Source organism: Azospirillum sp. VT-I1, from assembly GCF_055698305.1.
Map to the genome: position 1 here is coordinate 1,564,516 of NZ_CP168800.1, position 24,819 is coordinate 1,589,334.

Below are 24,819 nucleotides of genomic sequence, written 5' to 3' on the forward strand. Positions count from 1 at the left end.
GGGCCGTAACTCCCTTCACGCCAGCCGCACCACGCACAGCTTGTCCTCCGCCCCCTTGGCCGCGGCCTTATGGTCGGCGATGGCGGCGTTGATGGTGTCCGGGGTCAGCCCGTGGCAGCCGGGCGGGATCACCACGGCGACGCCGCTGGCCGCCAGCAGCGGAAAACGCCGCACCGCCCCATAGCGGTCCTTCGCCAGGAAGCCGCCGCTGACCCGCGTTTCGGCGTCGTACAGGCTTTCGGCGTCGGAGCGGAACAGGGCCAGCAGTTCGGCCAGCCGGGCCAGCACCTCGCCCTCCTCCCCACCGCTGACGCCCAGGAAGAAGTCGTCGCCGCCGATATGGCCGGCGAAGGCGTCAGCGTCGATGGAGGCCCCGGCGCTGCCGGTCCAGGCCTTCAGCCGCTCGCTGAACATCAGGATGGCGCGGTCGCCCTGCCGGAAACCGAAATTGTCGTTGAAGGGTTTGAAGTTGTCAAAATCCAGATAGGCCAGCACATGACTGCGCGCACCATCCGCCAACGCCCCTTCGATGTGGCGCAGGATGGCGGCATTGCCGGGCAGACGGGTCAGCGGGTTCTGGTCGGTCGCCATCGCCAGATTGCGCTCATGCACCAGCCGCAGCAGTGCGCCACCCGACAGCACCCCGGCATAGGCGCCGCCCTCCACGATGACGATGCCGTCGGCGGCGGATTCGGTGGAGAAGGCTTCGATCACCCGGTCCAGCGGGGTGGAGATGTCGCAGACCGGCGAACGGATGACCAGATCGTCCAGCCGGTCGCCCAGCCCGCGGTTGCGCAGCAGCTCTCCGCCGAAGCGCGAATAGACGAAGCGCTTCAGGTCGCGTTCCCGGATCAGCCCCAGCGGCCGGTCATGTTCGTCCACGATCGGCGCGATGGAGGCGCTGCCGTCGCGGCGGAAATAGTCCAGAAGCTCGGTCTTGCGCGAATCGACCCGCAGCGGCGGCAGCCGTTCAATCACCTCCGACAGGCGGCGGTGCGATTCGCTGGGCTGGCGCCGGTCCTGGCGGTTGAGATCCTCGACGATGGCATAGCGGTTGGGCAGCCCGGTCAAATCCACCCGCGGCCGGGCGATCAGGAAGCCCTGGGCGAAATCGCAACCGAGGTCGCGGCAGGTGTAGAACTCGGTGACGGTCTCCACCCCCTCCGCCACGATCTGGATGCCCAGCGCATGGGCGTGGCCGGCCAGCGCCGCCACCAGCGCCCGCTTGCGCGAGTCGGTGTCGATGCCGGCGATGAAGAAGCGGTCGATCTTCACATAGTCCGGACGCGCCTCGTACAGCGTGCGCAGGCCGGAATGGCCGACGCCGAAATCGTCGATGGCGATCCCGGCCCCGCCATGGCGGTAGCGGTCCACCGCCGCATCCACCGCGACGCCGCTGGCGACGGGACGGCTTTCCGACAGCTCCAGCACGATGCCGCTGTTGCGCGACGCCGCCGGGTCGCGGGCCAGCCAGGGCGAGTCCGGATGGCCGATCAGCCGGGCGTCCAGGTTCAGGAACAGCTTCGCCTCGCTCCAACCCGCCAGCGCGCGATAGGCGGCGACCGCCTTGGCGTGCAGCGCGGTCTCCACCGTCGCCAGCAGTCCGGCGGCCTCGGCGGCGTCCAGCAACTCGCCGGCATTGGCGAAGCCGGTGCGCTCGAACCCGCGCAGCAGCGCCTCATAGCCGTGGCAGCGGCCGGAGCGCAGCTGGACGATGGGTTGGAAGGCATAGCGCAGGGCACCGACCGCCGACGCCCAGTCGAACGCCACGCTTCCGTCCTGACCGGAGCGGACGGCGTTCCAACTCGCGCCGTAGGACTCGGCACGGCCGCTTTCCATCCGTCCCGCTTCAGTCGTGGTCAGCACAGTCATCGCTCGGTCCGCCAGCGCCGATCCCACAGTGGGGCGGCATCTGCTTGTAACAGAGCTTGTTTGCGTTTTCATGACCACAGCCCGGCGTTGTTGCACAACACCGGCACCCGCCGGGGAGGCGGATGGCTCGAAAGCCCTGGCGAATGAGTTGACCGGGAGATGCGACGCACACGGTGCGGTGGAATGCGCGTTGTCCGTCCCGTCGCGCACCGCTGTGCATGCGGTGGTGGGAACCGGGCGGCGGAACGGCCACCGCCCGCGTCCCACCTACCTGGGAGCACGGAGTGGAAAAAGCACTCGTCCTCCTGGTCCTGGTGCTTCAGTTGATCAAGGCGATCCTTGACCTGCTGAAGTAACCGGACCGGACGGGGGTGCGGTTGGCGCCGCACCCTCCTGTTCGCCAGACTATGGTCAAACCGCCCTCCGCCGCAAGACCCACCCCACCACCGGAGCGCTCATCCGCGCCATAGCCGCTCAATCGCCCGGAGAGTGGTTCCCCGTCCGCAGGCCGGCCATCCCGAATCGAATCCTCGTATCGCTGCGCCCGCCTGCGCTATAGGAGGGCCCCGCCAGTCATGGAGGCGGTTCGGGTGAGCGGGAGGCGAGCGGGATGAAGGTCGGCATCGACATGGGGGCGACGAACGCGGGCAGCGCCGCGACGCTCGACCTGGAGGAGCTGCTGGCGACCCGTCTGCTGGTCCAGGGCAATTCCGGCTCCGGCAAGTCGCACCTGCTGCGCCGGCTGATCGAACAGAGCGCCCAATGGGTGCAGCAGGCGGTGATCGATCCGGAAGGCGACTTCGTCACGCTGGCCGAACGCTTCGGCCATGTGGTGGTGGAGGCGGACGAGCACAGCGAGGCCGCGCTGCAATCGGTCGCCGCCCGCGTGCGCCAGCACCGCGTCTCCGTCGTCCTGAATCTGGAAGGGCTGGACGCGGAAATGCAGATGCGCCACGCCGCCGCCTTCCTGGGCGGGCTGTTCGATGCCGACCGCGATTTCTGGTATCCGATGCTGGTGGTGGTGGACGAGGCGCAGCTGTTCGCCCCATCCGCCGCCGGCGAGGTGTCGGACGAGGCGCGCAAGGTCTCGCTCGGCGCCATGACCAACCTGATGTGCCGTGGCCGCAAGCGCGGGCTGGCCGGAGTGATCGCCACCCAGCGTCTGGCGAAGCTGGCGAAGAACGTCGCGGCCGAAGCATCGAACTTCCTGATGGGCCGCACCTTCCTCGACATCGACATGGCGCGCGCCGCCGACCTGCTGGGCATGGAGCGCCGGCAGGCGGAGATGTTCCGCGATCTGGAGCGCGGCCATTTCATCGCGCTCGGCCCCGCCCTGTCGCGCCGGCCCCTGCCGCTGCGCATCGGCGCGGTGGAGACGCAGGGCCGCACCGGCAGCCCGAAGCTGATGCCGCCGCCCACCACCCCGGTGGAGGACGCCCGCGACCTGATCTTCACCACGACCGAGCCGGAGCCGCCGCGCTACGTCCGCCGCCCCTCCACCTCGGCCAGCGCCGACCTGATGGCCCAGCTGGCGCGCGGCCGCCCTGCGGTCCCGCCGCCGTCCCCCGGCAACAATGCCGACGACAGCGCCGCCGAGCAGCCGGCCCTGCTGCCCCTGGAGCCGGAGGAAACCCCGGAACAGGCCGCCGAGCGCGAAGCCCAGTACGACGAGGTGCTGGCCGAGGTGCTGGCCGATCCGGAGGCGCCCTACCGCTCGCTGGCCGTGCTGTACCAGGATTTCCTGGTGCGTTGCCGGGGCCGCGGGGTGGATGGCGACCGGCTGGCCCTGCCCGCCTTCCGCCGCCGTCTTGCGACCGCCCGCGCCGGGGCCGGCAGCGGCGACGATCCCGCCTGGCAACGCGCGACGGAGGTCGCCGCCACCCTGGCGGAGGACATCCAGCCGGTCTTCCTGCTGCTCGCCCGCGCGGCGCTCGACCACGCCCCCTGCCCGTCGGACGCCGACGTGGCGCGCGCCTGCGGCAGCCGGTCCAAGGGACGCGGCCGCCGCCTGCTGACCTACATGGAACAGCGCGGCTTCATCACCAGCCGCAGCGGCCTGGGCAACACCCGCGCCATCGCCCTGCCGGCGCTGGGCTGGGAAACCGCGCTGGGCGACCCCAATGCCGACGATGCGGCCGACGCCCCCGACACCAGCAATGGGGGCGGATTGTTCGCGGCGGGGTAATCCTTCCTCGACTTCCGCCTCTCAGCTCCCCGCGGTCGGCGCGCTCACCGGCTTGCCGCTCTGGCCCCAGCTGGCAACGAAGTCGTTCACGCCGGGGACCGCCATCCTGTGCGAGTCCTTGACGTAGACGAAGCGCTTGGGTCCGAAACCATACTCGGTCAGCGTGATGCCGGCGGTGCGGCAGCGCTGGTATTCGGCCGCGCTGATCGGACGGTCGGAAGCCACCATGTCGGGATGGTCGAGACCGACCCCGCCGCAGAAGGCGCGGAAGCCGGCGGCGGTGCCGCGGGCGTCCAGGCGCGGCTTGGTGTCGGGGCCGCCGTCATACTTGGCCGCCGCCTGATCGACGGTGCCGCGCAGGACCGGGCTGCCGACAATCCAGATGCCGCGGGCCTCGGGCGGCGGCTTGGCGCTGCCGGCGGCGGAAGGGCGGCGGTCTGTTGCGGCGGCATGGTGCCCGGCATCTGGCAGCCGGCGAGCAGGGCCGCGGCGGCGAATGCGAGGGCCAAGCTGCCGGCCGGCGCGGGAAAACGGATCATCGGACGTCTCTCTCCTCGGGATCATCGGGCATCCGGGCGGCAAGGCCCGGAGGGCTGACAATGAGAATGCCCACGCCCCGCTTCAACGGCCCGGCCGCCGCTTGTCCCAATGCGCCGCTCGCCATCCATGAGCAATCCCGATAGGATGGGCGCCAACGATCAACGTTCGGAATGCATTCCTCATGTCCCTGCCAGACCTGGAGATCGACGCACTGCGCGCCTTCGTAACCGTGGCGGAGGCTGGCGGCTTCACCGCGGCGGCGGACCGGCTGGGCCGCACCCAGTCGGCGATCAGCGTGAAGATCAAGAAGCTGGAGGACACGCTCGGCCGCCGGGTGTTCGAGCGCACCAGCCGGTCGCTGGCGCTGACCCATGACGGCGAACTGCTGATGGGCTATGCCCGCCGCCTGCTGGACCTGAACGATGAGACGGTGCGCCGCTTCGCCGAACCGGCGGCGGAGGGGGAACTCCGCCTGGGCGTGGCCGAGTATTTCCTGTCCGACCATCTGCCCCATGTCCTGCGCCGCTTCGCCAAGCTGCACCCGCGCCTGCACATCGACGTGCGGGTGGGCCTGTGCGGCGAGCTGGTGACCGCGCTGGATGCCGGTGAGCTTGATCTCGTGATTTCCCGCCGCGATGTCGGCGACAACCGCGGTCGCGGCATCTGGACCGAGCCGATGCGCTGGGTCGCGGCCCCCGGGCTGGAGATCCCGGCCGATGCGCCCCTGCCCTTCTGCGCCCTGCCGGCGCCCTGCGTCTTCCGCAACCGCGGGCTGGCGGCGCTGGGCGAGGCCGGACGGCCCTGGCGGGTGGTCTACACCAGCGGCAGCGTCATGGGGGTTCAGGCAGCCGTCCGCGCCGGGCTGGGCGTGGCGGTGCTGAGCGAATCCTCCATACCGGAGGGCGTTCGCCGGCTGGGGGTGGAGGACGGCCTGCCCGAGCTGGGCGACGTCGAAATGGCGATCTTCGGCGAGACGGCGCGCAACCGCCGCCTTGCCGAACCGCTGGTCGGCTTCATCCTGGACAGCCTGTCGGCCATGTACCCGGCCCGTCCGCCGCTCGCCCTGGCGGGGTAAGCGGCGGTCGGGCCGGGGGCAGAACCGATCAGAAGCCTTCCAGCACCAGCTTGCCGCGGGCCTTGCCGGATTCGATCAGGGCATGGGCCTTGCGCAGGGTCGCGGCGTCGATGCGGCCCAGCGTTTCCGTCAAGGTGGTGCGCAGGGTGCCGGCATCGACCAGCCGCGACACCTCGTTCAGCAGCTCATGCTGGGCGATCATGTCGCCGGTCTTGAACAGCGAACGGGTGAACATCAGCTCCCAATGCAGCGAGACGCTCTTGCGCTTCAGCAGGCGGACGTCGATGGGTTCGGGATCATCGATCAGGCCGATGCAGCCCTGCGGCGCCACCAGCTCCACCAGATCCTGGAAATGGCGGTCGGTGGCGGTGGTGGAGAAGACATACTCGACGCCGGCCAGACCCAGCGCCTTCACCTGCTCCGCCATCGGCCGGCTGTGGTCGATCACGTCATGGGCGCCCAGTTCCCGCACCCAGTCGGCCGTCTCCGGACGCGAGGCGGTGGCCAGCACCCGGACCTTGGTCAGGCGGCGGGCCAGCTGGATGGCGATGGAACCGACGCCGCCGGCCCCGCCGACGATCAGCAGCGATTTCCCGTCACCCCCATCCCGCGGCAGGCCCAGACGGTCGAACAGCATTTCCCAGGCGGTGATGGCGGTCAGCGGCAGGGCGGCGGCCTCGGCGACGCTCAGGCTGGCCGGCTTGACGCCGACGATGCGTTCGTCGACCAGATGGAACTCCGCGTTGGTGCCGGGCCGGTCGATGGCGCCGGCATAGAACACCGCGTCGCCCGGACGGAACAGGGTGACATCCGGCCCGACCGCCTCGACCACGCCGGCGGCGTCGAAGCCCAGGATGCGCAGATCGCCGTCGGCGGGAGCGGCGCTGCGGCGCAGCTTGGTGTCCACCGGATTGACGGAAACCGCCTGGACCCGGACCAGCAGGTCGCGGCCGGCGGGGGTCGGGCGGTCGATCGCGACGTCGATCAGCGCGTCGGCGTCGGTGACGGGCAGGTTCTTGCGGTAACCGATGGCTTTCATAATGGCCTCGCCTTCAGGGATGGGGATGAAGTCGAAGCGCAGGATGGCGGCGTCCACTGGATATGTTAAATTCATAGTTCTTGTTCCATCCATCCCGATACGCGATGGATCGGGATGGTCGGGCGAACGGAGTGACGCCGAAGGGGTATGGAATAGCCGGGCGGGCTGGGCTGTTTGTACCGAAGACCGCTTTCGCCGCCGAATCCGGTCTTCGCACCACGGAAAGCAAGGCCATGAGCATCGTCCGCCCCAAGATCCTGAATGCCCTGCTTCTGGCCGCTGGCGCCGCCGCGCTGTCGGGCTGCGTCGCCACCGGTGGGTACGATCCCTATTACCCCGCCTATGGCGAGACCGTGGTGGTGCCGCCCCCGGCGGTCTACGCGGTTCCGCCGCCGGTCGTCGTGCAGCCCGGCTACCGCTACCGCACATGGGATGACGACCGCCGCTGGCACCGGCGAGGGTGGGACGATCGCCGGGACTGGGGAAACCGCGGGGATCGGGGCAATCGAGGGGATTGGGGCAACCGGGGAAACTGGGGCAACCGGAGCAGAGGGGACCATAACGGCGACCCGCATGCATGGGAACGCCCCGGCGGCCCGCATGGCTGGGGCCGCTGACCGTCACTCAGCAGGCTGACGCGGCAACGCGGTCGACGCGGTTCCGCAGGACCAGGATGGTGTGGTCGTCGTCGCGGACCACCCCGTCGCGCAACAGGACCAGCGCCGCCAGGGTGGGGTCGACCTTGTGCAGGTCGCGGTGGATGAACAGGGCGGGGAGCCGGGCGCATCCGCCGGTGTAGAGGACCACATGATCCCCCGGCCCCCACAGCAGATGGACCGACGCCGGGGCCAGCGGATTGAAGCCAACCATCGCCCAGCGCGCGCCGAGGGCCAGCATCTCCCCCGGACGCACCACCGCGCCGGCCAGGGTGCCGAGCGCGGTGTAATCGACCGCCTTGCCGTCGAACCGCAGGATCGCCAGGGCGGACCGGCCGATCTGCTTCAGGACCGCATCGTGCGACAGCCCCAGCTCCGGCCGTGCCCGCAGGTCGCGCCGGATGGCGTTGACCACCACGGGAGCGGGCAGGTCGGGCACCGTCGCGGCGACCACCGTCTCGACCTGCTCGATCACCTCGGGCGTCATCCTGGTGAGCGGCCCGGGCGGCGCCTCCTCACCGCCTGCGGCGCCCTGACCGGTCGCCGGTTCATCCGGCGCGCTCTCGCCATCGATCATCAGCGCGATCCCGCAGGGACCGTCCTCGCCGCGACCGCGTGAGCAGCGGACGAACCAATGGTCGATGAAGGGTCCACGCCGGGCCGCCTCGCCCCCCTGACGCTCGACCATCACCGCACCGGTCTCCGCCATGGCGTCGGCGGGCGGCGAATCGTCGGCGCCGGGCCGCAGCACGCGGACCAGCAGCGCCGACCCGATGCCCGGCGTGGCATGGATGTGGAAACGGTCGGCCAGCCGCGACACCGCCTGCAGATCGGGCCCAAGCCCCTGGAGGAGGTCCGGCGGCAGTTCGGCCGTCGCCGGATCGCGGTCGTAGACCAGACACTCGACGCCGGCCCCGGACCTCAGGCGGGCGATCAGCAGCGTCCCGTCGGGCCGGACCAGCGCATATCCGCCCAGCGCCGCCACCAGACGGTCGAAGCGGGCGGCCTCTTCGGCAGCCAGCACGCCGTCGGCCCGCTCCGCCGCGATCCGCCGCGCCGTGGCTATATCGTCGGGCGACGCCACGGAAATACGACGGTGACCATGGTCGGGGAACATCGGACCGCTCCTGTCGGCGTTCTGGTTGCTCTTCTCCAGAACTTTACAATCCTCTGCCCGCCGAACCCAACGAGAAGGACAACGGCCGGCACCGATTTTCATGATTCGGTTTCGACGACGTCATCCTGCCGCGGAAGGCGGCGTCCCGACGGGAGGTCAGGACGCAATGGCTTCCATCATCGCCGGCTGGCGGATGGGCATCGCCCGCGGCAGGTCGCGGCCGCGCAGCATCTCCGCCGCTTCCCACAGGCGGCCCAGCCCGACGATGGACCGGCAGCCGGTCTTCTCCATGATGCGGGCGCGGTGGACCTCCACCGTCTTGATGCTGATGCCCAGCTCCCAGGCGATGGTCTTGCTCTGCTTGCCGTCGACGATCAGCTCCAGCACCTCCGACTCGCGGCGGCTCAGCAGGGCGAGCCGGCGGACGGCGTCGCGGCTGCGGTCGCGCTGCTCGGCATGGGGGCTGCCGGACGCCAGGCAGGCGCGCAGCCGGTCCAGGAAGGCCGGGACGGCGAAGGGACGGGCGATGCAGTCGGACGCCCCGGCCTTCATCGCGGCCACGGCGGCGTCGACGTCGCCCTGTTCGGTGACGACCAGGACCGGCAGGTCATGGCCGTGCAGCGAAGCCTCGGCCATGAATTCGATGGCGGTCATGTCCGGCAGGTCGCTGCGCACGACGATGCAGGAGGAGGCGGTGCCCAGCACGGCCAGCGCGTCGGCGCCGGTGCTGTGGACGCGGCAGGCGATGCCGACGGCGCCCAATGCCCGCGAGAGCGTGCTGCGCGACAGCAGGTCGCCGTCGACGATGTGGACGAGGCAGGCGGTATTCACGGAAACCGGCACGGGCATTTGCAGGGGCATCTTGGGACCTCCACCACAGCGGACCGGCGAACAGCGCCGGCTCCTCATGGCGACCGATCGATCAGCGAACCGCCGCCATGACACGCATTTTAGCGGTCATCCCTTATTGACCGCCGCTGGCGCGAGGGATAGCGGATGTGTCTAAAAGGATATCGGGGATAGTATACGCGCGAATATCCCGCCACCGCACCCAATCCGCGCGCTATCCCACCGTACAACTCAAAACCAAATGGCGAGCCCCAAGAAAAAACTCGCGAAAACAAAGATTATCGGAAGATGGATCCTGGGATACTGCCGAGCCCACGCTTGTTCGCAAGGGATAATCATTCTGAAACAATAACATTTCCGCAGAGAATGAAGAAAATTTCCTACAGCGGATAAGGATCGGGCGACGGGTCAGGCGCGGCGGCGGGTCGCCAGGACGATGCCGGCTGCGATCAGGGCGATGCCGATGCCGTGATAGAGATGCGGCTGCTCCCCCAGGAACAGGATGGCCAGCAGGCTGCCGAAGACGGGCACCAGATGGATGGCGAGCCCGGCCGTGTTGGGGCCGAGAAGCTCCACCGCCCGGTTGAAGCAAAGATAGGCGGCGATGGACGGGAACAGCACGGTATAGCCGACCGCCAGCAGGGTGATGCCGCTCGCCTGCACCGGATGTCCGCTCAGGCTCTCCCAGATATAGAAGGGCAGCAGTTCCACCGCACCGATGGCGAAGGTGACGACGACGAAGCTCAGGCCATGGATCGCCGGCCGGCGGCGCAGAAGCGTGGTGTAGGCGGCGTAGATCACCACCGCCGCCAGCATCCAGACGTCGCCGACGTTCAGTTCCAGCCCCAGCAGCGTCGCCGGGTCGCCGTGGGAGATCAGCGTCATCGCGCCGGCCAGCGAGACGACGATGCCCAGCCCCTGCATTGCCCCGATCCGGTCGCGGAACAGGACGAGGCTCATCAGGACGATCATCACGGGCATCGACGACTGCAGCATCACGCAGTTCAGCGCGGTCGTCGTGTTCAGCGCGATGTATTGGAAGGTGTTGTAGATGCCGATTCCCAGAGTGCCCAGCAGCAGCACGCTCTTCCACCGCGCCAGGATCGGCGTGATGTCGTGGCGCAGGTGCGGCCAGGCGAAGGGCAGCACGATCAGCATGCCCAGGCACCAGCGCCAGAAGGCCAGCCCGATGGGCGGCACGGCTCCGGCGACCGCACGCCCCAGGACCGCGTTGCCCGCCCAGAACAGGGGCGGCAGCATCATCAGCAGCCAGGCCTGATCGGCGAGACGGGATCCTATGGAAGGAGCGGTGCGGTCGGCGGGCATGGCGCTGTCCGTGCTTCAGCTGCGGCGGCGGGGCGAGGCGAAGACACTGGACGCGGACACCGCGGTGCCGCGGTCGGCTCCGTCCTCGGCGCGGAAGACGCTGGGGCGGGACTCGCGGCGGGGATGGCGCGGCGCGTCCTCGCGGCCTTCGCGACCCTCACGGCCTTCGCGGGGCGGCTTGGCGGGCTGGCGCAGTTCGGCGTCGAGTTCGGAGATGCGCTTGACCAGCGCTTCACGGATGGCGGGGGCCGCGTGGGCTTTCAGCGTCGCCAGCTGCTCCTTGAGCTGGACCAGCTGGCGCTGCTTCTGCTCGCGGGTGCGCTTGATGGCGACGTTGTCGGAATGCTGGCCCTCGAAGGAGCGCATGGAACAGGCCCTCGTTTAAAAATACGGAAGACAGAGGCCGGCATCCCCGTGCTGGGGCGCCCGGCAAGAGGGGCGGATTATTGGGAGGCGACCGCGCCAAAGCAAGGCGGACTTCGCCTTGACATTTCAGGATGGCGGAGGGTGGCTGCAACCTGACCACGCATGCCCCGGCGCATCCCCCGGCACATCTCCCGGCCCCAAAAGAAAAAGGACGCCCCCATGTGGGGGCGCCCCTTTCCGAACCGAAGAACGGTCGGCAGATGGCTATGGGCCGGCGGGCTATCAGAAGCCCATGTCGTCCATGCCGCCCATGCCGCCCGGCATGCCGCCCGGAGCAGCCTTCTTCTCCGGCTTCTCGGCGATCATCGCCTCGGTGGTGATCAGCAGGCCGGCGATCGAGGCCGCGTCCTGCAGGGCGGTACGGACCACCTTCACCGGGTCGATGATGCCGGCGGCGACCAGATCGGTGAACTCACCCTTCTGGGCGTCGTAGCCGAAGTTGGTGTCGCCCTGGTCGAGCAGCTTGCCGACCACGATCGAACCGTCGGTGCCCGCGTTGTAGGCGATCTGACGGACCGGGGCCTGCAGGGCGCGGCGGATGATGTCGATGCCGACGCGCTGCTCGTCGTTGGCCGGGGTCAGCTTGTCCAGGGCCTTGGAGGCGTACAGCAGGGCGGTGCCGCCGCCGGCGACCACACCCTCTTCCACCGCGGCGCGGGTGGCGTGCATCGCGTCGTCAACGCGATCCTTGCGCTCCTTCACCTCGACCTCGGTCGCACCGCCGACGCGGATGACGGCGACGCCGCCGGCCAGCTTCGCCAGACGCTCCTGCAGCTTCTCGCGATCGTAGTCCGAGGTGGTCTCCTCGACCTGGGCGCGGATCTGGCCGCAACGGGCTTCGATGTCGGCCTTGTCGCCGGCGCCGTCGACGATGGTGGTGGTCTCCTTGGAGATCACGACCTTCTTGGCGGTGCCCAGCATGTCGAGCGTGACGTTCTCGAGCTTGATGCCGAGGTCTTCGGAGATGACCTGGCCGCCGGTCAGGATGGCCATGTCCTCCAGCATCGCCTTGCGGCGATCACCGAAGCCCGGAGCCTTCACGGCGGCGATCTTCAGGCCGCCGCGCAGCTTGTTGACCACCAGGGTGGCCAGCGCCTCGCCCTCGATGTCCTCGGCGATGATCAGCAGCGGACGCGAGGACTGGACGACGGCTTCCAGAACCGGCAGCAGCGGCTGCAGGCCCGACAGCTTCTTCTCGTGCAGCAGGATGTAGGGGTTCTCGAGGTCCGCGACCATCTTGTCGGCGTTGGTCACGAAGTACGGCGACAGGTAGCCGCGGTCGAACTGCATGCCCTCGACGACGTCCAGCTCGGTGTCCAGGCTCTTGGCCTCTTCCACCGTGATGACGCCCTCGTTGCCGACCTTCTCCATCGCCTGGGCGATCATCTTGCCGATCTCGGCTTCGCCGTTGGCGGAGATGGTGCCGACCTGGGCGATCTCGTCGTTGGTCGTAACCTTCTTGGCGCGGGCCTGGATGTCGGCGACGACGGTGGCGACGGCCAGATCGATGCCGCGCTTCAGGTCCATCGGGTTCAGGCCGGCGGCGACCTTGGTCACGCCTTCGCGGACGATGGCCTGGGCCAGGACCGTGGCGGTGGTGGTGCCGTCACCGGCCAGGTCGTTGGTCTTCGAGGCAACCTCGCGGACCATCTGGGCGCCCATGTTCTCGAACTTGTCCGACAGTTCGATTTCCTTGGCGACCGACACGCCGTCCTTGGTGATGCGCGGAGCGCCGAAGGACTTCTCGATCACGACGTTGCGGCCCTTCGGGCCCAGCGTGACCTTCACGGCGTCGGCGAGGATGTCAACGCCACGCAGCAGCTTTTCGCGCGCGGTGGGGCCGAACTTGACGTCTTTGGCAGCCATGTCTCGATTCCTTTAACTTGTAAATTTCGAAGGATACGGGCGGAGGACTTAGGCCTCGATGACGCCCATGATGTCGGATTCCTTCATGATCAGGTAATCGACACCTTCGATCTTCACTTCCGTGCCCGACCACTTGCCGAACAGGATGCGGTCGCCGGCCTTGACGTCCAGCGCCACGACCTTGCCCGACTCGTCACGGGCGCCCGGGCCGACGGCGATGATCTCGCCTTCCTGCGGCTTTTCCTTGGCCGTGTCGGGGATGATGATCCCACCCTTGGTCTTGGTGTCGGACTCCAGACGCTTGACGACGACGCGGTCGTGCAGCGGGCGGAACTTCATGGAATGCCTCCTTGGATCAAGGCTTGGTTCTGACTGACGAGAATTGGCGCGGGCCGGCTGCTGTTAGCACTCCCTCCCGGCGAGTGCCAGACAGCTAATCGAAGCGGTTTTGGGATTCAAGAGGCTCGTTTCGGAATTTGCCGCAAATGCCGGCAGCACTCACCCGGACATGCTGCTAACATATTGAGTAATAACGATTTTCTGTATTGCGGCGAAACCGGCGGACGGGCAAGATTTCTTGAAAGGGTCACACAAGGCCCGCCCTTCCCGGCGCCGGCGCACCGCCGCCGGGATCGCATGAGAGGAACCGGACACCGCACATTCCCGACCGATCAGCCAACCGCATGGGAGACCGCGCATGGCCAATCTCGTCCTCCAGCTCCGCGATTTCCGCCTGACCACCGCCGAGATCCTCTACCACATGCCGGACCATCCCGGCCTGCTGCAGTCCTATCTGTGGCAGGATCTGGATCAGGCGCCCGATTATCCCGTTCTGCGCCGCTTCCTCGACTTCTGGCAGCGCAACCTCGACGGCAAGCTGCATTCGGTCCGGCTGGCGACCCACAGCCTGATCACGCCCGGCAACCTGCGCCACGCCAACGCCGATTTCCTGATCCATTGAGGCCAGCCATCGTCACGCCCTCCGCGCCCCTGTGACTGCCATCACAGCGCCCGGCTACTCCGATCGCTAAAATTTTAGCGAATACCGGCAGCGGAGATGCGGAGGGCGCGATGATGGCGAAGCGCAGGGCGGAATCCTGGAACGACGGTTGGAGCGATCGTGACGCTCCCGGCGGTGCACCGGATGACGGGACGAACCGCACCGGCGCCCGTCCCGCCGGCGGACAGCCGGAATGCAGGCGGCCGAACCGGCAGGATCGCGAGGGCAGGCTGGTGGAGGCCCTGCTGGAATGCACGACCATCGCCGGACTGTTCGCGCTTCTGTTCGCCCTGTTCGTGCTGATCGGCGCGGCGCACACCCTGGCGCCCTGACCCACGCGGTCCACCTCGGCAACGGATTGCGACAATTTCAAATCTGCTCTTCCCGTATCGCGCGTATCTCGCCTAGGATCGCCTCCGTTGAGGGCGGATGTCGTCCGCCCGGCGCGCGAAGCGGGAGTTTCCAGACATGACCACCAAGCCGGTCTGCCAAGCCGCGGTCGACCTCGTGAAGCATTTCGAAGGTCTGTATCTCAAAGCCTATCTCTGCCCGGCGGGCGTCCCCACCATCGGCTACGGCCACACGGCCGGGGTGACGATGGGCCAGACCATCACCGCCGATCAGGCCAACAGCTTCCTTGCCTCCGACCTGACGGAGGCCGCCGGCCACGTCGACGCGCTGGTGACGGTGCCGCTCAACGACGACCAGCGCGGCGCCCTGTCCTCCTTCGTCTTCAACCTGGGTGCCGGCAGCCTGCAAGACTCGACCTTGCTGAAACTGCTGAACGCCGGCAACTATGACGGGGCAGCCGCCCAGTTCGGTCGCTGGGTCTATGCCAAGGTGAATGGCAAGGCGACCCAGTTGCCGGGCCTCGTCGCCCGCCGTGCGGCGGAGGCGGCGCTGTTCCAGGGCCAGACCGTCCAGGCCCAGGGCAGCATCGGCACGGCCGACGGCACCGCCTGATCGGGCGGCGCCCGGCCCGAACCGGGCATGAGGCGTTTGACGGAGCGGGATGTTCGCACCACATTGGCGAACATCCCACCGCCGTGCTCCGGAATACCGCCGTGACCGCCTTTGCCTCCGACAGCCTCGCCTCCTCCGCCCGTCCCAACCCGAATCGGCCGATTGCCATCTGGCTGCTGGTCTGTGCCGCCATGGTGCTGGCCATGGCCGTGATCGGCGCCATCACCCGGCTGACCGAATCCGGGCTGTCGATGGTGGAATGGAAACCGCTGATCGGCATTCTGCCGCCCCTGTCGGAAGCGGAGTGGAACCGGGTCTTCGACCTCTACAAGCAGACGCCCGAGTTCCGCATCTACAACAACCACATGGATCTCGCGGGCTTCCAGTCGATCTTCTGGTGGGAATGGTTCCACCGGCTGTGGGGCCAGCTGATCGGCTTCGTCTTCCTGATCCCCTTCCTGCGCTTCTGGATGCAGGGCCGCATTTCGCCCGAGCTGTGGCCGAAGCTGGCCGGCCTGTTCCTGCTGGGTGGGCTGCAGGGCGGCATCGGCTGGTTCATGGTCAAGAGCGGTCTGGTCGATTCGCCGAACGTCAGTCATTACCGGCTGGCCCTGCATCTCGGCACCGCGATCCTGATCTATGCCCTGCTGCTGCGCACCGCGCTGGGGCTGCTCGACCCGCTGCCGCTGGCGGGATGGCGTCCGGAAGCCGCCGGCCTGCGCCGCCATACCGGCTGGGCGCTGGGGCTGGTCGCCGTCACCATCGTCTGGGGCGCCTTCGTCGCCGGCTCGGACGCCGGCCTCGCCTACAACACCTTCCCGCTGATGGCCGGCCACTGGATCCCGCCGGAGGTGAACACGCTGACCCCCTGGTGGCTCAATCCCTTCGAGAACACCGCGGCGATCCAGCTCATCCACCGCGCGCTGGCGATCCTGACCGGGATTGTGGTGCTGGTGCTGGCCGCCCGCGTCCTGGGCGCCCGCCTGCCCGGCCGCGCCGGCCGCGCGGCATTGGCGTCGGCCGCCATGATCCTGCTGCAGATCGCACTGGGCATCGTCACGCTGCTGACTGTGGTGTGGCTCCCGGTCGCCGCCACCCATCAGGCGGGCGCAATCCTGGTGGTGTCGATGCTGGTGTGGCTGCAGTTCGAACTGCGGCCGGTGCGGGGGAATAACCGCGCGCTGTAGTCTTGCCGGACTGCGGGTATGTCCGGCAAGATTTACACGGATTTCACGGATTCAGACACGGATTACACGGATTTTTTATGGCTTGCCGGAGCGGATGTTCTCCGGCAGCCGTGGCTTCCCGGAAGAACATCCGTGAAATCCGTGTCCTAATCCGTGAAATCCGTGGAAGAATTGCCGAGCAAGCCCGCACCCGGCAAAAGCGCGAAGGTCACGCCCCTTCAGCCAGATCGTACATCGCGTCGATGTCCGCGATCAGGACCTTGTTGCCTTCCTGGAGCGAGATGACGCCCGCGGTCTTCAGCTGGGTGAAGGTGCGGCTGACCGTTTCGGTGGTCAGGCCCAGATAATCGGCGATGTCGGCGCGGCTCATCGGCACGAAGACCGGGTTTTCCTTGTGGCCGCGGCGGGCGGCGCGCTGGGACAGCATCAGCAGGAAGGAGCAGATCTTCTCCTTCGCGGTCTTGCGGCCCAGCAGAAGCATCTGGTCCTGCGCGGCGGCCAGCTCGTTCGACGCCATGGAGAACAGGCGCCGCTGCATCTTGGGGAATTCCTCCAGCAGCGCGTCGATCTTCTTGCGCGGGAAACGGCAGAGCGAGGCGCTGGTGACGGTCTCCGCGGTGTAGGCATAGCTGTCGTTGACGGCCAGCCCCAGAAAATCGCCGGTCACCAGGAAGCCGGTGATCTGGCGGCGCCCGTCCGGCAGCAGCTTGTACAGCTTCACCGTGCCGGACGTGACGTTGTAGAGCGCGTCGGCCGCGTCGCCTTCGGCGAACAGGGTGTGGCCGGCATCGATGCGCACATTCTGCAGAATGTCGGCAAGACGGCGCAGTTCCTCCGGTTCCAGCGCGGCGCACACCGTCAGGCTGCGCACGGGACAGGCCCCGCAGGGATTCATTTCCGTCGCAGCGCTCTTCTCCCGAGCGCGAACCGTATCAAAAGGTGGCATGGAGGAACCCAGCCTGTCATTCCGCATGGGCTCATATTGGTGGCAATCGCTGAGAATCGCAACCTCGCACGCATACAACCTTTTCTTTGCCCATACGGGCTTTGGCACTATTGCCTGCGCACGGCCTCCGGGGCGGCCGGCTCGGTCCCGGTCCGGGGAGCCGCCGGCAGGTCGTCGTCGAACAGGACACGGTGCGCCGCGCCGTCGAGATCGTCAAACTGGCCGGACTTCAGCGCCCACAGAAAGGCCGCCAGACCCAGGCCGCCCAGGCTCAGCGCGATCGCGATCAGATAGAGAAGCTCGTCCATCACCCGAATCCTTACCCGACAGGTCCCGCCCGGCCATATCCTGGACGGGGACATCCTTGACGATGGCGCCGCGGGCCAGCCGCAGCGCATTGAGAATGACGATCAGCGACGACGACGACATGGCGAGCGCCGCCAGCAGGGGCGTCAGCATCCCGGCCATCGCGAGCGGAACCGCGCAGAGGTTATACACCAGCGCGATGCCGAAATTCTGCTTCACCAGGCGGCCGGACCGGCGGGCGACCTCCACCGTTTCGACGATCGGACGCAGCAGGCGGCCCTGGAACACCACGTCGGCCGCGGTCTGGCTGACATCCACGGCGGTGGACGGCGACATCGACACCGCCGCCGCCGCCAGCGCCGGGGCATCGTTCAGCCCATCGCCCACCATCAGCACGGTGCGTCCCTGGGCGGCCAGTTCGGCCAGCACGGCGGTCTTGTCGGCGGGGGTCTGCTCGGCCCGCCAGTCGGCGATGCCCAGCCGCTCCGCCACCGCGGCCACGGCGCCGCGGCGGTCGCCCGACAGCAGCCGCACCTCCAGCCCGCGGGCCTTCAGCGCCGCCACCACCGCGGCGGCATCCGGCCGGGGAGCGTCGAGGAAGACGATCCGCCGCGGCTCCTCGCCCGGACGCGCCAGCCACAGCTCCGGCCCGGCGGCATCCTCCGCCTCCAGCGGTGCGCCGGTGAAACGGCGGCTGCCCAGCCGCACCTCGCCGTCCGGGGTCTGCAGCGACAGGCCGGCACCGGCGATCTCGCGCACGCCCGCGGCAACCGGCACCTGCGGCGCCGCCGCAGCCAGAGCACGCGCAAGCGGATGGCGGCTGGCCGCGGCCAGCGAGGCCGCCAGTGCCAGATCCTCCACCGGCAGCCCCTCCAGCTGCGGCACCGGGCGCCCTTCGGTCAGCGTTCCGGTCTTGTCGAACACCACCGTGTCGATGCATGCCAGCCGTTCCAGCGCGGTCGGGCTCTTCAGCAGGGTGCCCTGGCGCATCAGCCGGCCGCTGGCGATCACCTGCACCACCGGCACGGCCAGCGCCAGCGCGCACGGGCAGGTGATGATCAGCACGGCGATGGCGTTCATCAGCGCGTCCTGCCACAGCACCCCGCCCAGCAGCATCCAGGCGGAGAAGGTGCCCAACGCGGCCAGATGCACGACGGGGGCGTAATGGCGCGACACCCGGTCGGCGATGGCGACATATTTGGCGCGGCCCTGCTCCGCCACCTCCATCAGCCGGACGATCTCGGCCAGCAGCGTGCCCTCCCCCACCGCGGTGACGGTCAGGCGCAGGGGGGCCGTCAGGTTCAAGGTGCCGGCGAAGACCTGGTCGCCCGGCCTTGCGGTGCCCGGCACCGTCTCGCCGGTGATCAGGCCGGTGTCGAGGTCGGACACGCCGTCGGACACCCGGCCGTCTACCGGGATGCGTTCACCCGCGGCAACCAGGATGGTGGTTCCGGGGGCGACCTGTTCCGGCGGAACCACGGCGCTGGTGCCGTCCTCGCGCAGGATGGTGACGGCGTTGGCGCGCAGGCCCAGCAGCTGCTCCGCCGCCGAGCGCGCCCGGCCGCGCGCCCGCTGGTCGAGATAGCGGCCGACCAGCAGGAAGAACAGCAGCATGACGCCGCCGTCGAAGTAGGCGTGGTCGCCGCTGTGGATCGTCTCGAACAGGCTCATGCCGGTGGCGAGCAGGACGCCGATGGTGATCGGCACGTCCATGTTGGTGCGGCCGTTGCGCAGCGCCGACAGGGCCGAGCGTGCGAAGGGACGCAGCGCATAGGCGATGGCCGGCATGCAGATCAGCGCCGAGATCCAGTGCATCAGGTCGCGGGTGGCGGTGCCCATGCCCTGGCTGTGGCCGGCCCAGACCGACACCGACAGCAGCATGACGTTGCCCATGGCGAAGCCGGCCACGGCCATGGCGCGCAGAAGCTCCTTCTCGCTCCTGGCCTGGGCGCCGCCCAGCCGGTCCGGATCGAAGGGCACGGCGCGGTAGCCCAGCTGCGCGACGGTGCCGACCACCGTGTTGGCGTCGGTGGCCCCGGGGTCCCAGCGCACCGTCAGCCGGCGCGTGGTCATGTTCATGCGGGCGTGGCCGACGCCCGGCTGGCGGCTGAGCGCCGATTCGATCAGCCAGACGCAGGCTGCGCACTGCATGCCGTCGACCATCAGGTGCAGGCTGCGGCTGCCGTCGGACTCCTCGCGCGCATGCGGTCCGTAATCCACCGCCGGGGCGTCGTCGGGACGCAGCGGGCGCGCGGTGGGATCGACGCTGCGGCGTTCGTAATAGCGCTCCAGCCCCAAGCCGCGGACGAGATCGTAGGCGGCGGCGCAGCCGGTGCAGCAGAAGGGGCCGGCCCCGTCGGCGGCGGTCGTGGCGGAGTTGGGGCTGGCGTTTGCCATGGCGGCGGCTTGCGCGCTCTCGCCCAGCTCTTGTCCGCAATGGAGGCAGACGCTCATCTCACATCACCCCGATGATCCCGGCCCGGCAGTCGCTGCCGGGGCCCTTTCAAAGCTCACTGCACCCAGACGCGCTTCTGGTCCTGATAGTCGCCGGTGGAGTGGTTGATGACGAAGCGCATGTCCCACTGCCCTTCCAGGTCCAGCTCCACCGGGGCGCCATAACGGCCCTCGCCCAGATAGGGCAGGGTCAGCGACTTGTCGTGGCCGACGGTGGTCGGGCGAATCATCGTCACCGCGACCTCGGCGTCCTTCAGGATGCGGCCTTCCTTGTCGCGGGCGGTGATGGCGATCACGGCCTTGCGCGGCTCGGTGCTGGTGAATTCCGCCTGCACCTGCCAGCCGCGCTCGGCCTGGGCGCGGGCGCCGGCGAGATCCCTGTTGTAGCTGATGCCCTTGATGAAGTGGTTCTCGGTCTGCACCCCGGTCCAGCTCGACACGGCGAAATGGACCATGATCGCGTTCACCGACAGGACGATCATGAAGAGGCCGACGAAAATCCAGGGGATGTACCATCCCTTCTGGCGCGGCTGCTTGACACGCTTCGGAGCGGTGGGGCGGTTTCCGGTGGTCGTGCTGATGGTCATGGTCGCTGGCTGCCCTTCGACTGGTCGGCGGCTTCTGATCGGCAAATCCCAATGGCCGGTCGGGGCACTATGGCGACCGATTGCCGCAGGTACATTGCGCTGGATCAAATGACAGGAAGTTCACGGAACCGCCAGCCGGCAAGCCGTTTCCCATAGGAAAAGGGCGCCGGGGAGCGAACTCCCCGACGCCCTTCCGGCCGGTTCCGAACTTGTCCCCGGGTCGGGATCGGCTTACTTGCCGCCGCCCAGGTTGTGGACGTAGACCGCCAGCGACTTGATCGTCGCGTCGTCCAGGCGCTTGGACCAGGCCGGCATCATGCCGGCGCGGCCGTTGGTCACCGTGTCCATCAGCGTGGCCTTGTCGCCGCCATACAGCCAGTTGGCCTGCTTCAGCGGGGGAGCGCCGACGCCGTCGAGACCGGCGGCGACCGAACCCTGGGCCGCGTCGCCGTGGCAGGCGGCGCAGTTCTCGTCATAGACGGTCTTGCCCTTGGCGACCTTGCCCGCATCGGCAGGCTTGCCGTTCAGCGACAGCACATAGTCCGTGACCTGATCGATCTGGTCGCGGTTCAGGATGCCGTCCTTGCCGAAGGCGGTCATGCCGGTGCCCGGCGTGCCGCGGGTTTCGCCGTCATCCGAGCGGATGCCGTGCTGGATGGTCTTGTAGATGTCGGCCGAGGAGCCGCCCCACAGCCACACGTCGTCGGCCAGCGTCGGGAAGCCCTTGGCACCCTGGCCGCCGGCGCCGTGGCAGGCGGCGCAGTTCTCGTTGAAGTAGGAACGGCCGCCGGCCATGGCGAAGCCCAGCAGGTCCTTGTCCTTCTGGATTTCGTCGACCGACTTGGCGGCGATGGCGGTCAGGAACTTGGCCTGGCCGGCCTTCGCCTCCGCCATCCTGGTGTCGAGTTCCTCACGCTGCGAATAGCCGAGGATGCCCTTCGTGTAGGTCTTGCCCAGCGGCCAGGCCGGGTAGAACACGTAGTACACCAGCGACCAGGCGATGCAGACGTAGAAGAGGTACAGCCACCACTTGGGCAGCGGGTTGTTCAGTTCGCGCAGTCCATCCCACTCGTGGCCGGTGGTCTCGACGCCGGACAGCTCGTCCTTGTAATTCTGTGCCATGGTCTAAAGCTCCTGACCATCATCCTTGAGCGGGATCTGGGCGGCGTCGTCGAAGGTGCGGCGGTTACCGGGCCACATGGCGTAAACCAGGATGCCCGTCAGCAGCAGCATCAACCACACCGTCCAGAAGGACCGAAGCATCACCGTGATCGAATCCAAGTCCATGGATTCCTCCCCCGATTACTGCTGCAGCTGCTTCGGCGACTGGTACTTGGTGAAGTCCACCATGGTGCCCAGCACCTGCAGGTAGGCGACGAGAGCGTCCATTTCGGTGACGGTCTTGTTGCCGGTGAAGTTCGCGACCACGGCCTTCGGATAGCGCTTGGCCAGGCCGGCGGTGTCGCCGTCCGGGTTCTTCTGCGCTTCCAGGTCGGCCTTGGCGTTGGCGATCTGCTCGTCGGTGTAGGGAACGCCGACGACCCTCAGAGCCTTCAGATGATCGGCGATGTCGCCGTAGCTCAGCGGACGGTCCTTCATCCAGGCATAGCCCGGCATGATGGACTCCGGCACGACCGCGCGCGGGTTCACCAGATGGGCGACCTGCCAGTCGTTGGAGTATTTGCCGCCGACGCGGGCCAGGTCCGGACCCGTACGCTTGGAGCCCCACTGGAACGGATGGTCGTACATCGACTCCGCGGCCAGCGAGTAGTGGCCATAGCGCTCGACCTCGTCACGGAACGGACGGATCTGCTGGCTGTGGCAGTTGTAGCAGCCTTCACGGTAGTAGATGTTCTGCCCGGCCAGTTCGAGCGGGGAGTAGGGACGGACCCCCTCCACCTTCTCGATGGTCGATTCGATGGTGAAGAGCGGGACGATCTGGACCAGACCGCCGATCGACACGGTGATCAGCACGAGCACGATCAGAAGAAGCGTGTTCCGCTCGATCAGGTCGTGGCTGAAGCCCTTTTTTTCCTGAGCCATTTCTCGCATCCTTCCCTAGCGTCAGGCCGCGCCGACCGCCGCCTTGTGCGGGGTGGTGACATAGGGCTTCTCGATGCGGACATCGCCCTTCGCCGTGCGCCACAGGTTGTAGACCATGATGAGAGCGCCGATGACGAACAGGACGCCGCCCATCGCGCGGATCACGTAGAACGGGTGCATCGCCGCGACGGTCTCCACGAAGGAGTACTGCAGGAAGCCCAGGTTGTCGTAGGCGCGCCACATCAGGCCCTGCATGATGCCCGACACCCACATGGCGGTGATGTAGAGCACGATGCCGATGGTGGCGGTCCAGAAGTGGTAGCTGACCAGACGCAGGCTGTAGAGCTGCGAACGCTTCCACAGAACCGGCACCAGGTAGTAGATCGCGCCGAAGGAGATGAAGGCGACCCAGCCGAGAGCGCCGGAGTGCACGTGGCCGACGGTCCAGTCGGTGTAGTGCGACAGGGCGTTGACCGGCTTCACCGACATCAGCGGGCCTTCGAAGGTCGACATGCCGTAGAAGGCGACCGAGGTGACCAGGAAGCGCAGGACCGGGTCGGTGCGCAGCTTATCCCAGGCGCCCGACAGGGTCATGATGCCGTTGATCATGCCGCCCCAGGACGGCATCCACAGCATGACGGAGAAGGTCATGCCCAGCGTCTGCGCCCAGTCCGGCAGGGAGGTGTAGTGCAGGTGGTGCGGGCCGGCCCAGATGTAGAGGAAGATCAGGGTCCAGAAGTGGACGATCGACAGGCGGTAGGAATAGACCGGCCGCTCGGCGCGCTTGGGCACGAAGTAATACATGATGCCCAGGAAGCCGGCGGTCAGGAAGAAGCCGACCGCGTTGTGGCCGTACCACCACTGCACCATCGCGCTCTGCACGCCCGACACGAAGCTGTAGGACTTCATGCCGAACAGCGACACCGGCATGTTGACGTTGTTGCCGATGTGCAGGATGGCGACGGTCAGGATGAACGCCATGAAGAACCAGTTCGCCACATAGATGTGCGACTCGCGCCGCGTCATCACGGTGCCGATGAACTGGACCGCATAGAGCACCCAGACGACCGTCAGGTACAGGTCGAGGATCCACTCGGGCTCGGCGTATTCCTTGCCCTGGGTGTAGCCCAGGACATAGCTCAGCGCCGCGAGCACGATGAAGACGTTGTAGTTCCAGAAGACGAACTTCGCCAGCCCTTCGCCCCCGAAGAGATGCTGACGGCAAGTCCGTTGAACCGAATAAAGCGAGGTGGCGAACAGCACATTGCCGCCGAACGCGAAGATCACGGCCGAGGTGTGGACGGGGCGCAGGCGCCCGAAGCTCGTCCACTCCAACCCGAGATTCAGCGCCGGGAAGGCCAGCTGCAGAGCGATGAAGGTGCCGGCCAGGAAACCGACCACGCCCCAGAACACTGCAGCGATCACGAAGAGTCGGATGGCGTCCTCATGGTAACGCACGTCTTCCGACACCCGCTGGCTGCCCAGGGTGGCCCCTGAAGTCAGAGTCGCTGATGTCATACAATCTCTCCCGTTTGCCCCGGGCGGCCGTGAGGCCGCGCCGTCTGGGTTGCACCACCACTGGGTACGTACTGTTAAGGAGCGGGACAGGTTGCACTCGGGAATGCCAAGAGGGACGCCGGGCGCGCCTGTCTCCAATGGCCCCCACTATGTGTATGGGGGGGTTCAGCAACATTGATCTACGTCAACGACCCTGGCGGCCCCGCCCTGCCATCGTTCAGTGTCCTTGCAATCGGCCGGGCTGAAATGGACGAAGGTTTCATCGCAAAACCCCTTGGTCGGCGCCAGATCGACCAGGCTTACCCGCTGGTCTGCGCAATCGCGCCGGGTCTGGGGGTCGATCAATGGCGCGCATTTGCCGCAGCGGTGCTGGGAAGCGCAGCCAAGGGTGGTGGTGGCGCGGGAGGCTCCGGCCTGCCCGCGGAGGCCGGCATCATCACCCTGCAGAACGCCCAGGGCTATATGCACGGCCTGTTTTCCTACGTGGTGGAGCCGCATCTGCGCCATGGCCGGGTGCTGAGCGTCGACAACTTCGTGGTGCTGGACCTGTTCGACGTGGCCGGCATCGCCGAGACCCTGCTGCGGGCGATGGAGGCGCTGGCCCGGCGGCTCGGCTGCGCCGCCATCCACACCACCCTGTCGGACCGCTACATCCCGCTGGACTCCCGGCGCAGCCCGATCCCCGACTGCTTCCGCACCGAAGGCCACCGGCAGGAGACGATCCGCTTTTGCAAGGATCTGGCCGTCGTCAACGACAACGCCCCCGCCATGGCGGACGGTCTGCGCGGGGTGGAGTAGGCGACTTCAGGGGTCCGTCTCCAGGGATCCGTTGCGCGGCGGCGATTTGCCGTTAGGATGCGGCCC

The 24,819-nt window shown here is 67.9% G+C and carries 25 protein-coding genes; 8 read left to right on the forward strand and 17 right to left on the reverse strand.

Features of this window, described 5'->3' with window-relative positions; translation table 11 throughout:
- Positions 1 to 15: 15 nt before the first annotated feature.
- Positions 16 to 1,872: an EAL domain-containing protein gene (locus AB8P05_RS07520; RefSeq protein WP_472757499.1), complete on the reverse strand. Its 1,857-nt coding sequence runs from the start codon at positions 1,870 to 1,872 to the stop codon at positions 16 to 18.
- Between the two features lie 610 nt (positions 1,873 to 2,482).
- On the opposite strand from AB8P05_RS07520, the gene AB8P05_RS07525 reads away from it, so the two are divergent.
- Positions 2,483 to 4,057 carry a helicase HerA domain-containing protein gene (locus AB8P05_RS07525; RefSeq protein WP_472757500.1) on the forward strand — a complete coding sequence of 525 codons (1,575 nt, stop codon included), beginning with the start codon at positions 2,483 to 2,485 and terminating at the stop codon, positions 4,055 to 4,057.
- A 21-nt stretch (positions 4,058 to 4,078) separates the two neighbouring features.
- Here the strand turns inward: AB8P05_RS07525 and AB8P05_RS07530 are convergent, their stop codons facing one another.
- Complete coding sequence (locus AB8P05_RS07530) at positions 4,079 to 4,621, reverse strand: substrate-binding domain-containing protein (RefSeq protein ID WP_472757501.1); 543 nt, start codon at positions 4,619 to 4,621, stop codon at positions 4,079 to 4,081.
- A gap of 157 nt (positions 4,622 to 4,778) precedes the next feature.
- On the opposite strand from AB8P05_RS07530, the gene AB8P05_RS07535 reads away from it, so the two are divergent.
- Positions 4,779 to 5,672, forward strand: coding sequence for a LysR substrate-binding domain-containing protein (locus AB8P05_RS07535; RefSeq protein ID WP_455172605.1), 894 nt, complete (start codon positions 4,779 to 4,781; stop codon positions 5,670 to 5,672).
- Between the two features lie 28 nt (positions 5,673 to 5,700).
- Here AB8P05_RS07535 and AB8P05_RS07540 read toward each other — a convergent pair whose 3' ends face one another.
- Positions 5,701 to 6,711 carry a zinc-binding alcohol dehydrogenase family protein gene (locus tag AB8P05_RS07540; protein ID WP_472757502.1) on the reverse strand — a complete coding sequence of 337 codons (1,011 nt, stop codon included), beginning with the start codon at positions 6,709 to 6,711 and terminating at the stop codon, positions 5,701 to 5,703.
- A 233-nt stretch (positions 6,712 to 6,944) separates the two neighbouring features.
- Here AB8P05_RS07540 and AB8P05_RS07545 point away from each other — a divergent pair, with 233 nt between their 5' ends.
- Positions 6,945 to 7,328, forward strand: a complete 384-nt coding sequence (locus AB8P05_RS07545) for a hypothetical protein (protein WP_472757503.1) — start codon at positions 6,945 to 6,947, stop codon at positions 7,326 to 7,328.
- Between the two features lie 7 nt (positions 7,329 to 7,335).
- On the opposite strand, the gene AB8P05_RS07550 is transcribed toward AB8P05_RS07545, so the two are convergent.
- The 6 genes from AB8P05_RS07550 to groES form a co-directional block, all read right to left on the reverse strand.
- Complete coding sequence (locus AB8P05_RS07550; protein ID WP_472757504.1) at positions 7,336 to 8,484, reverse strand: hypothetical protein; 1,149 nt, start codon at positions 8,482 to 8,484, stop codon at positions 7,336 to 7,338.
- A gap of 156 nt (positions 8,485 to 8,640) precedes the next feature.
- Entirely contained in the window at positions 8,641 to 9,345 is a 705-nt protein-coding gene (locus AB8P05_RS07555) for a response regulator transcription factor (RefSeq protein WP_455172608.1), read from the reverse strand.
- 396 nt (positions 9,346 to 9,741) lie between these two features.
- Entirely contained in the window at positions 9,742 to 10,659 is a 918-nt protein-coding gene (locus AB8P05_RS07560) for a DMT family transporter (protein WP_472757505.1), read from the reverse strand.
- Between the two features lie 15 nt (positions 10,660 to 10,674).
- Positions 10,675 to 11,025 carry a hypothetical protein gene (locus AB8P05_RS07565; RefSeq protein WP_472757506.1) on the reverse strand — a complete coding sequence of 117 codons (351 nt, stop codon included), beginning with the start codon at positions 11,023 to 11,025 and terminating at the stop codon, positions 10,675 to 10,677.
- A 282-nt stretch (positions 11,026 to 11,307) separates the two neighbouring features.
- Complete coding sequence (groL, locus tag AB8P05_RS07570; RefSeq protein ID WP_472757507.1) at positions 11,308 to 12,951, reverse strand: chaperonin GroEL; 1,644 nt, start codon at positions 12,949 to 12,951, stop codon at positions 11,308 to 11,310.
- A 48-nt stretch (positions 12,952 to 12,999) separates the two neighbouring features.
- Positions 13,000 to 13,290: a co-chaperone GroES gene (gene groES, locus AB8P05_RS07575; protein ID WP_042702035.1), complete on the reverse strand. Its 291-nt coding sequence runs from the start codon at positions 13,288 to 13,290 to the stop codon at positions 13,000 to 13,002.
- Between the two features lie 358 nt (positions 13,291 to 13,648).
- Here groES and AB8P05_RS07580 point away from each other — a divergent pair, with 358 nt between their 5' ends.
- The 4 genes from AB8P05_RS07580 (at position 13,649) to AB8P05_RS07595 (ending at position 16,101) form a co-directional block, all read left to right on the forward strand.
- Positions 13,649 to 13,912 (forward strand): usg protein, encoded by a 264-nt coding sequence (locus AB8P05_RS07580; RefSeq protein WP_472757508.1) that lies wholly within the window; start codon positions 13,649 to 13,651, stop codon positions 13,910 to 13,912.
- 110 nt (positions 13,913 to 14,022) lie between these two features.
- Positions 14,023 to 14,283: a hypothetical protein gene (locus AB8P05_RS07585; RefSeq protein WP_472757509.1), complete on the forward strand. Its 261-nt coding sequence runs from the start codon at positions 14,023 to 14,025 to the stop codon at positions 14,281 to 14,283.
- A gap of 136 nt (positions 14,284 to 14,419) precedes the next feature.
- Positions 14,420 to 14,914 (forward strand): lysozyme, encoded by a 495-nt coding sequence (locus AB8P05_RS07590; RefSeq protein WP_472757510.1) that lies wholly within the window; start codon positions 14,420 to 14,422, stop codon positions 14,912 to 14,914.
- Between the two features lie 101 nt (positions 14,915 to 15,015).
- Positions 15,016 to 16,101, forward strand: a complete 1,086-nt coding sequence (locus tag AB8P05_RS07595) for a COX15/CtaA family protein (RefSeq protein WP_472757511.1) — start codon at positions 15,016 to 15,018, stop codon at positions 16,099 to 16,101.
- A 208-nt stretch (positions 16,102 to 16,309) separates the two neighbouring features.
- Here the strand turns inward: AB8P05_RS07595 and AB8P05_RS07600 are convergent, their stop codons facing one another.
- The 8 genes from AB8P05_RS07600 to ccoN form a co-directional block, all read right to left on the reverse strand.
- Positions 16,310 to 16,996, reverse strand: a complete 687-nt coding sequence (locus AB8P05_RS07600) for a Crp/Fnr family transcriptional regulator (RefSeq protein WP_149223987.1) — start codon at positions 16,994 to 16,996, stop codon at positions 16,310 to 16,312.
- Positions 16,997 to 17,154: 158 nt separating this feature from the next.
- Positions 17,155 to 17,355 carry a cbb3-type cytochrome oxidase assembly protein CcoS gene (ccoS, locus tag AB8P05_RS07605; protein ID WP_455172616.1) on the reverse strand — a complete coding sequence of 67 codons (201 nt, stop codon included), beginning with the start codon at positions 17,353 to 17,355 and terminating at the stop codon, positions 17,155 to 17,157.
- Positions 17,261 to 19,807 carry a heavy metal translocating P-type ATPase gene (locus AB8P05_RS07610; RefSeq protein WP_472757512.1) on the reverse strand — a complete coding sequence of 849 codons (2,547 nt, stop codon included), beginning with the start codon at positions 19,805 to 19,807 and terminating at the stop codon, positions 17,261 to 17,263. The genes ccoS and AB8P05_RS07610 overlap by 95 nt, the downstream gene beginning before the upstream one ends.
- Before the next feature lie 56 nt (positions 19,808 to 19,863).
- Positions 19,864 to 20,394, reverse strand: coding sequence for a FixH family protein (locus AB8P05_RS07615; RefSeq protein ID WP_472757513.1), 531 nt, complete (start codon positions 20,392 to 20,394; stop codon positions 19,864 to 19,866).
- 231 nt (positions 20,395 to 20,625) lie between these two features.
- Positions 20,626 to 21,516, reverse strand: a complete 891-nt coding sequence (ccoP, locus tag AB8P05_RS07620; protein ID WP_455172619.1) for a cytochrome-c oxidase, cbb3-type subunit III — start codon at positions 21,514 to 21,516, stop codon at positions 20,626 to 20,628.
- A gap of 3 nt (positions 21,517 to 21,519) precedes the next feature.
- Positions 21,520 to 21,681, reverse strand: coding sequence for a cbb3-type cytochrome c oxidase subunit 3 (locus AB8P05_RS07625; protein ID WP_012972963.1), 162 nt, complete (start codon positions 21,679 to 21,681; stop codon positions 21,520 to 21,522).
- Between the two features lie 15 nt (positions 21,682 to 21,696).
- Positions 21,697 to 22,437 carry a cytochrome-c oxidase, cbb3-type subunit II gene (ccoO, locus tag AB8P05_RS07630; RefSeq protein ID WP_455172620.1) on the reverse strand — a complete coding sequence of 247 codons (741 nt, stop codon included), beginning with the start codon at positions 22,435 to 22,437 and terminating at the stop codon, positions 21,697 to 21,699.
- A 21-nt stretch (positions 22,438 to 22,458) separates the two neighbouring features.
- Positions 22,459 to 23,955: a cytochrome-c oxidase, cbb3-type subunit I gene (gene ccoN / locus AB8P05_RS07635; RefSeq protein WP_455172621.1), complete on the reverse strand. Its 1,497-nt coding sequence runs from the start codon at positions 23,953 to 23,955 to the stop codon at positions 22,459 to 22,461.
- Positions 23,956 to 24,201: 246 nt separating this feature from the next.
- On the opposite strand from ccoN, the gene AB8P05_RS07640 reads away from it, so the two are divergent.
- Positions 24,202 to 24,753 (forward strand): hypothetical protein, encoded by a 552-nt coding sequence (locus tag AB8P05_RS07640; protein WP_472757514.1) that lies wholly within the window; start codon positions 24,202 to 24,204, stop codon positions 24,751 to 24,753.
- The last annotated feature ends 66 nt before the right edge of the window (positions 24,754 to 24,819 follow it).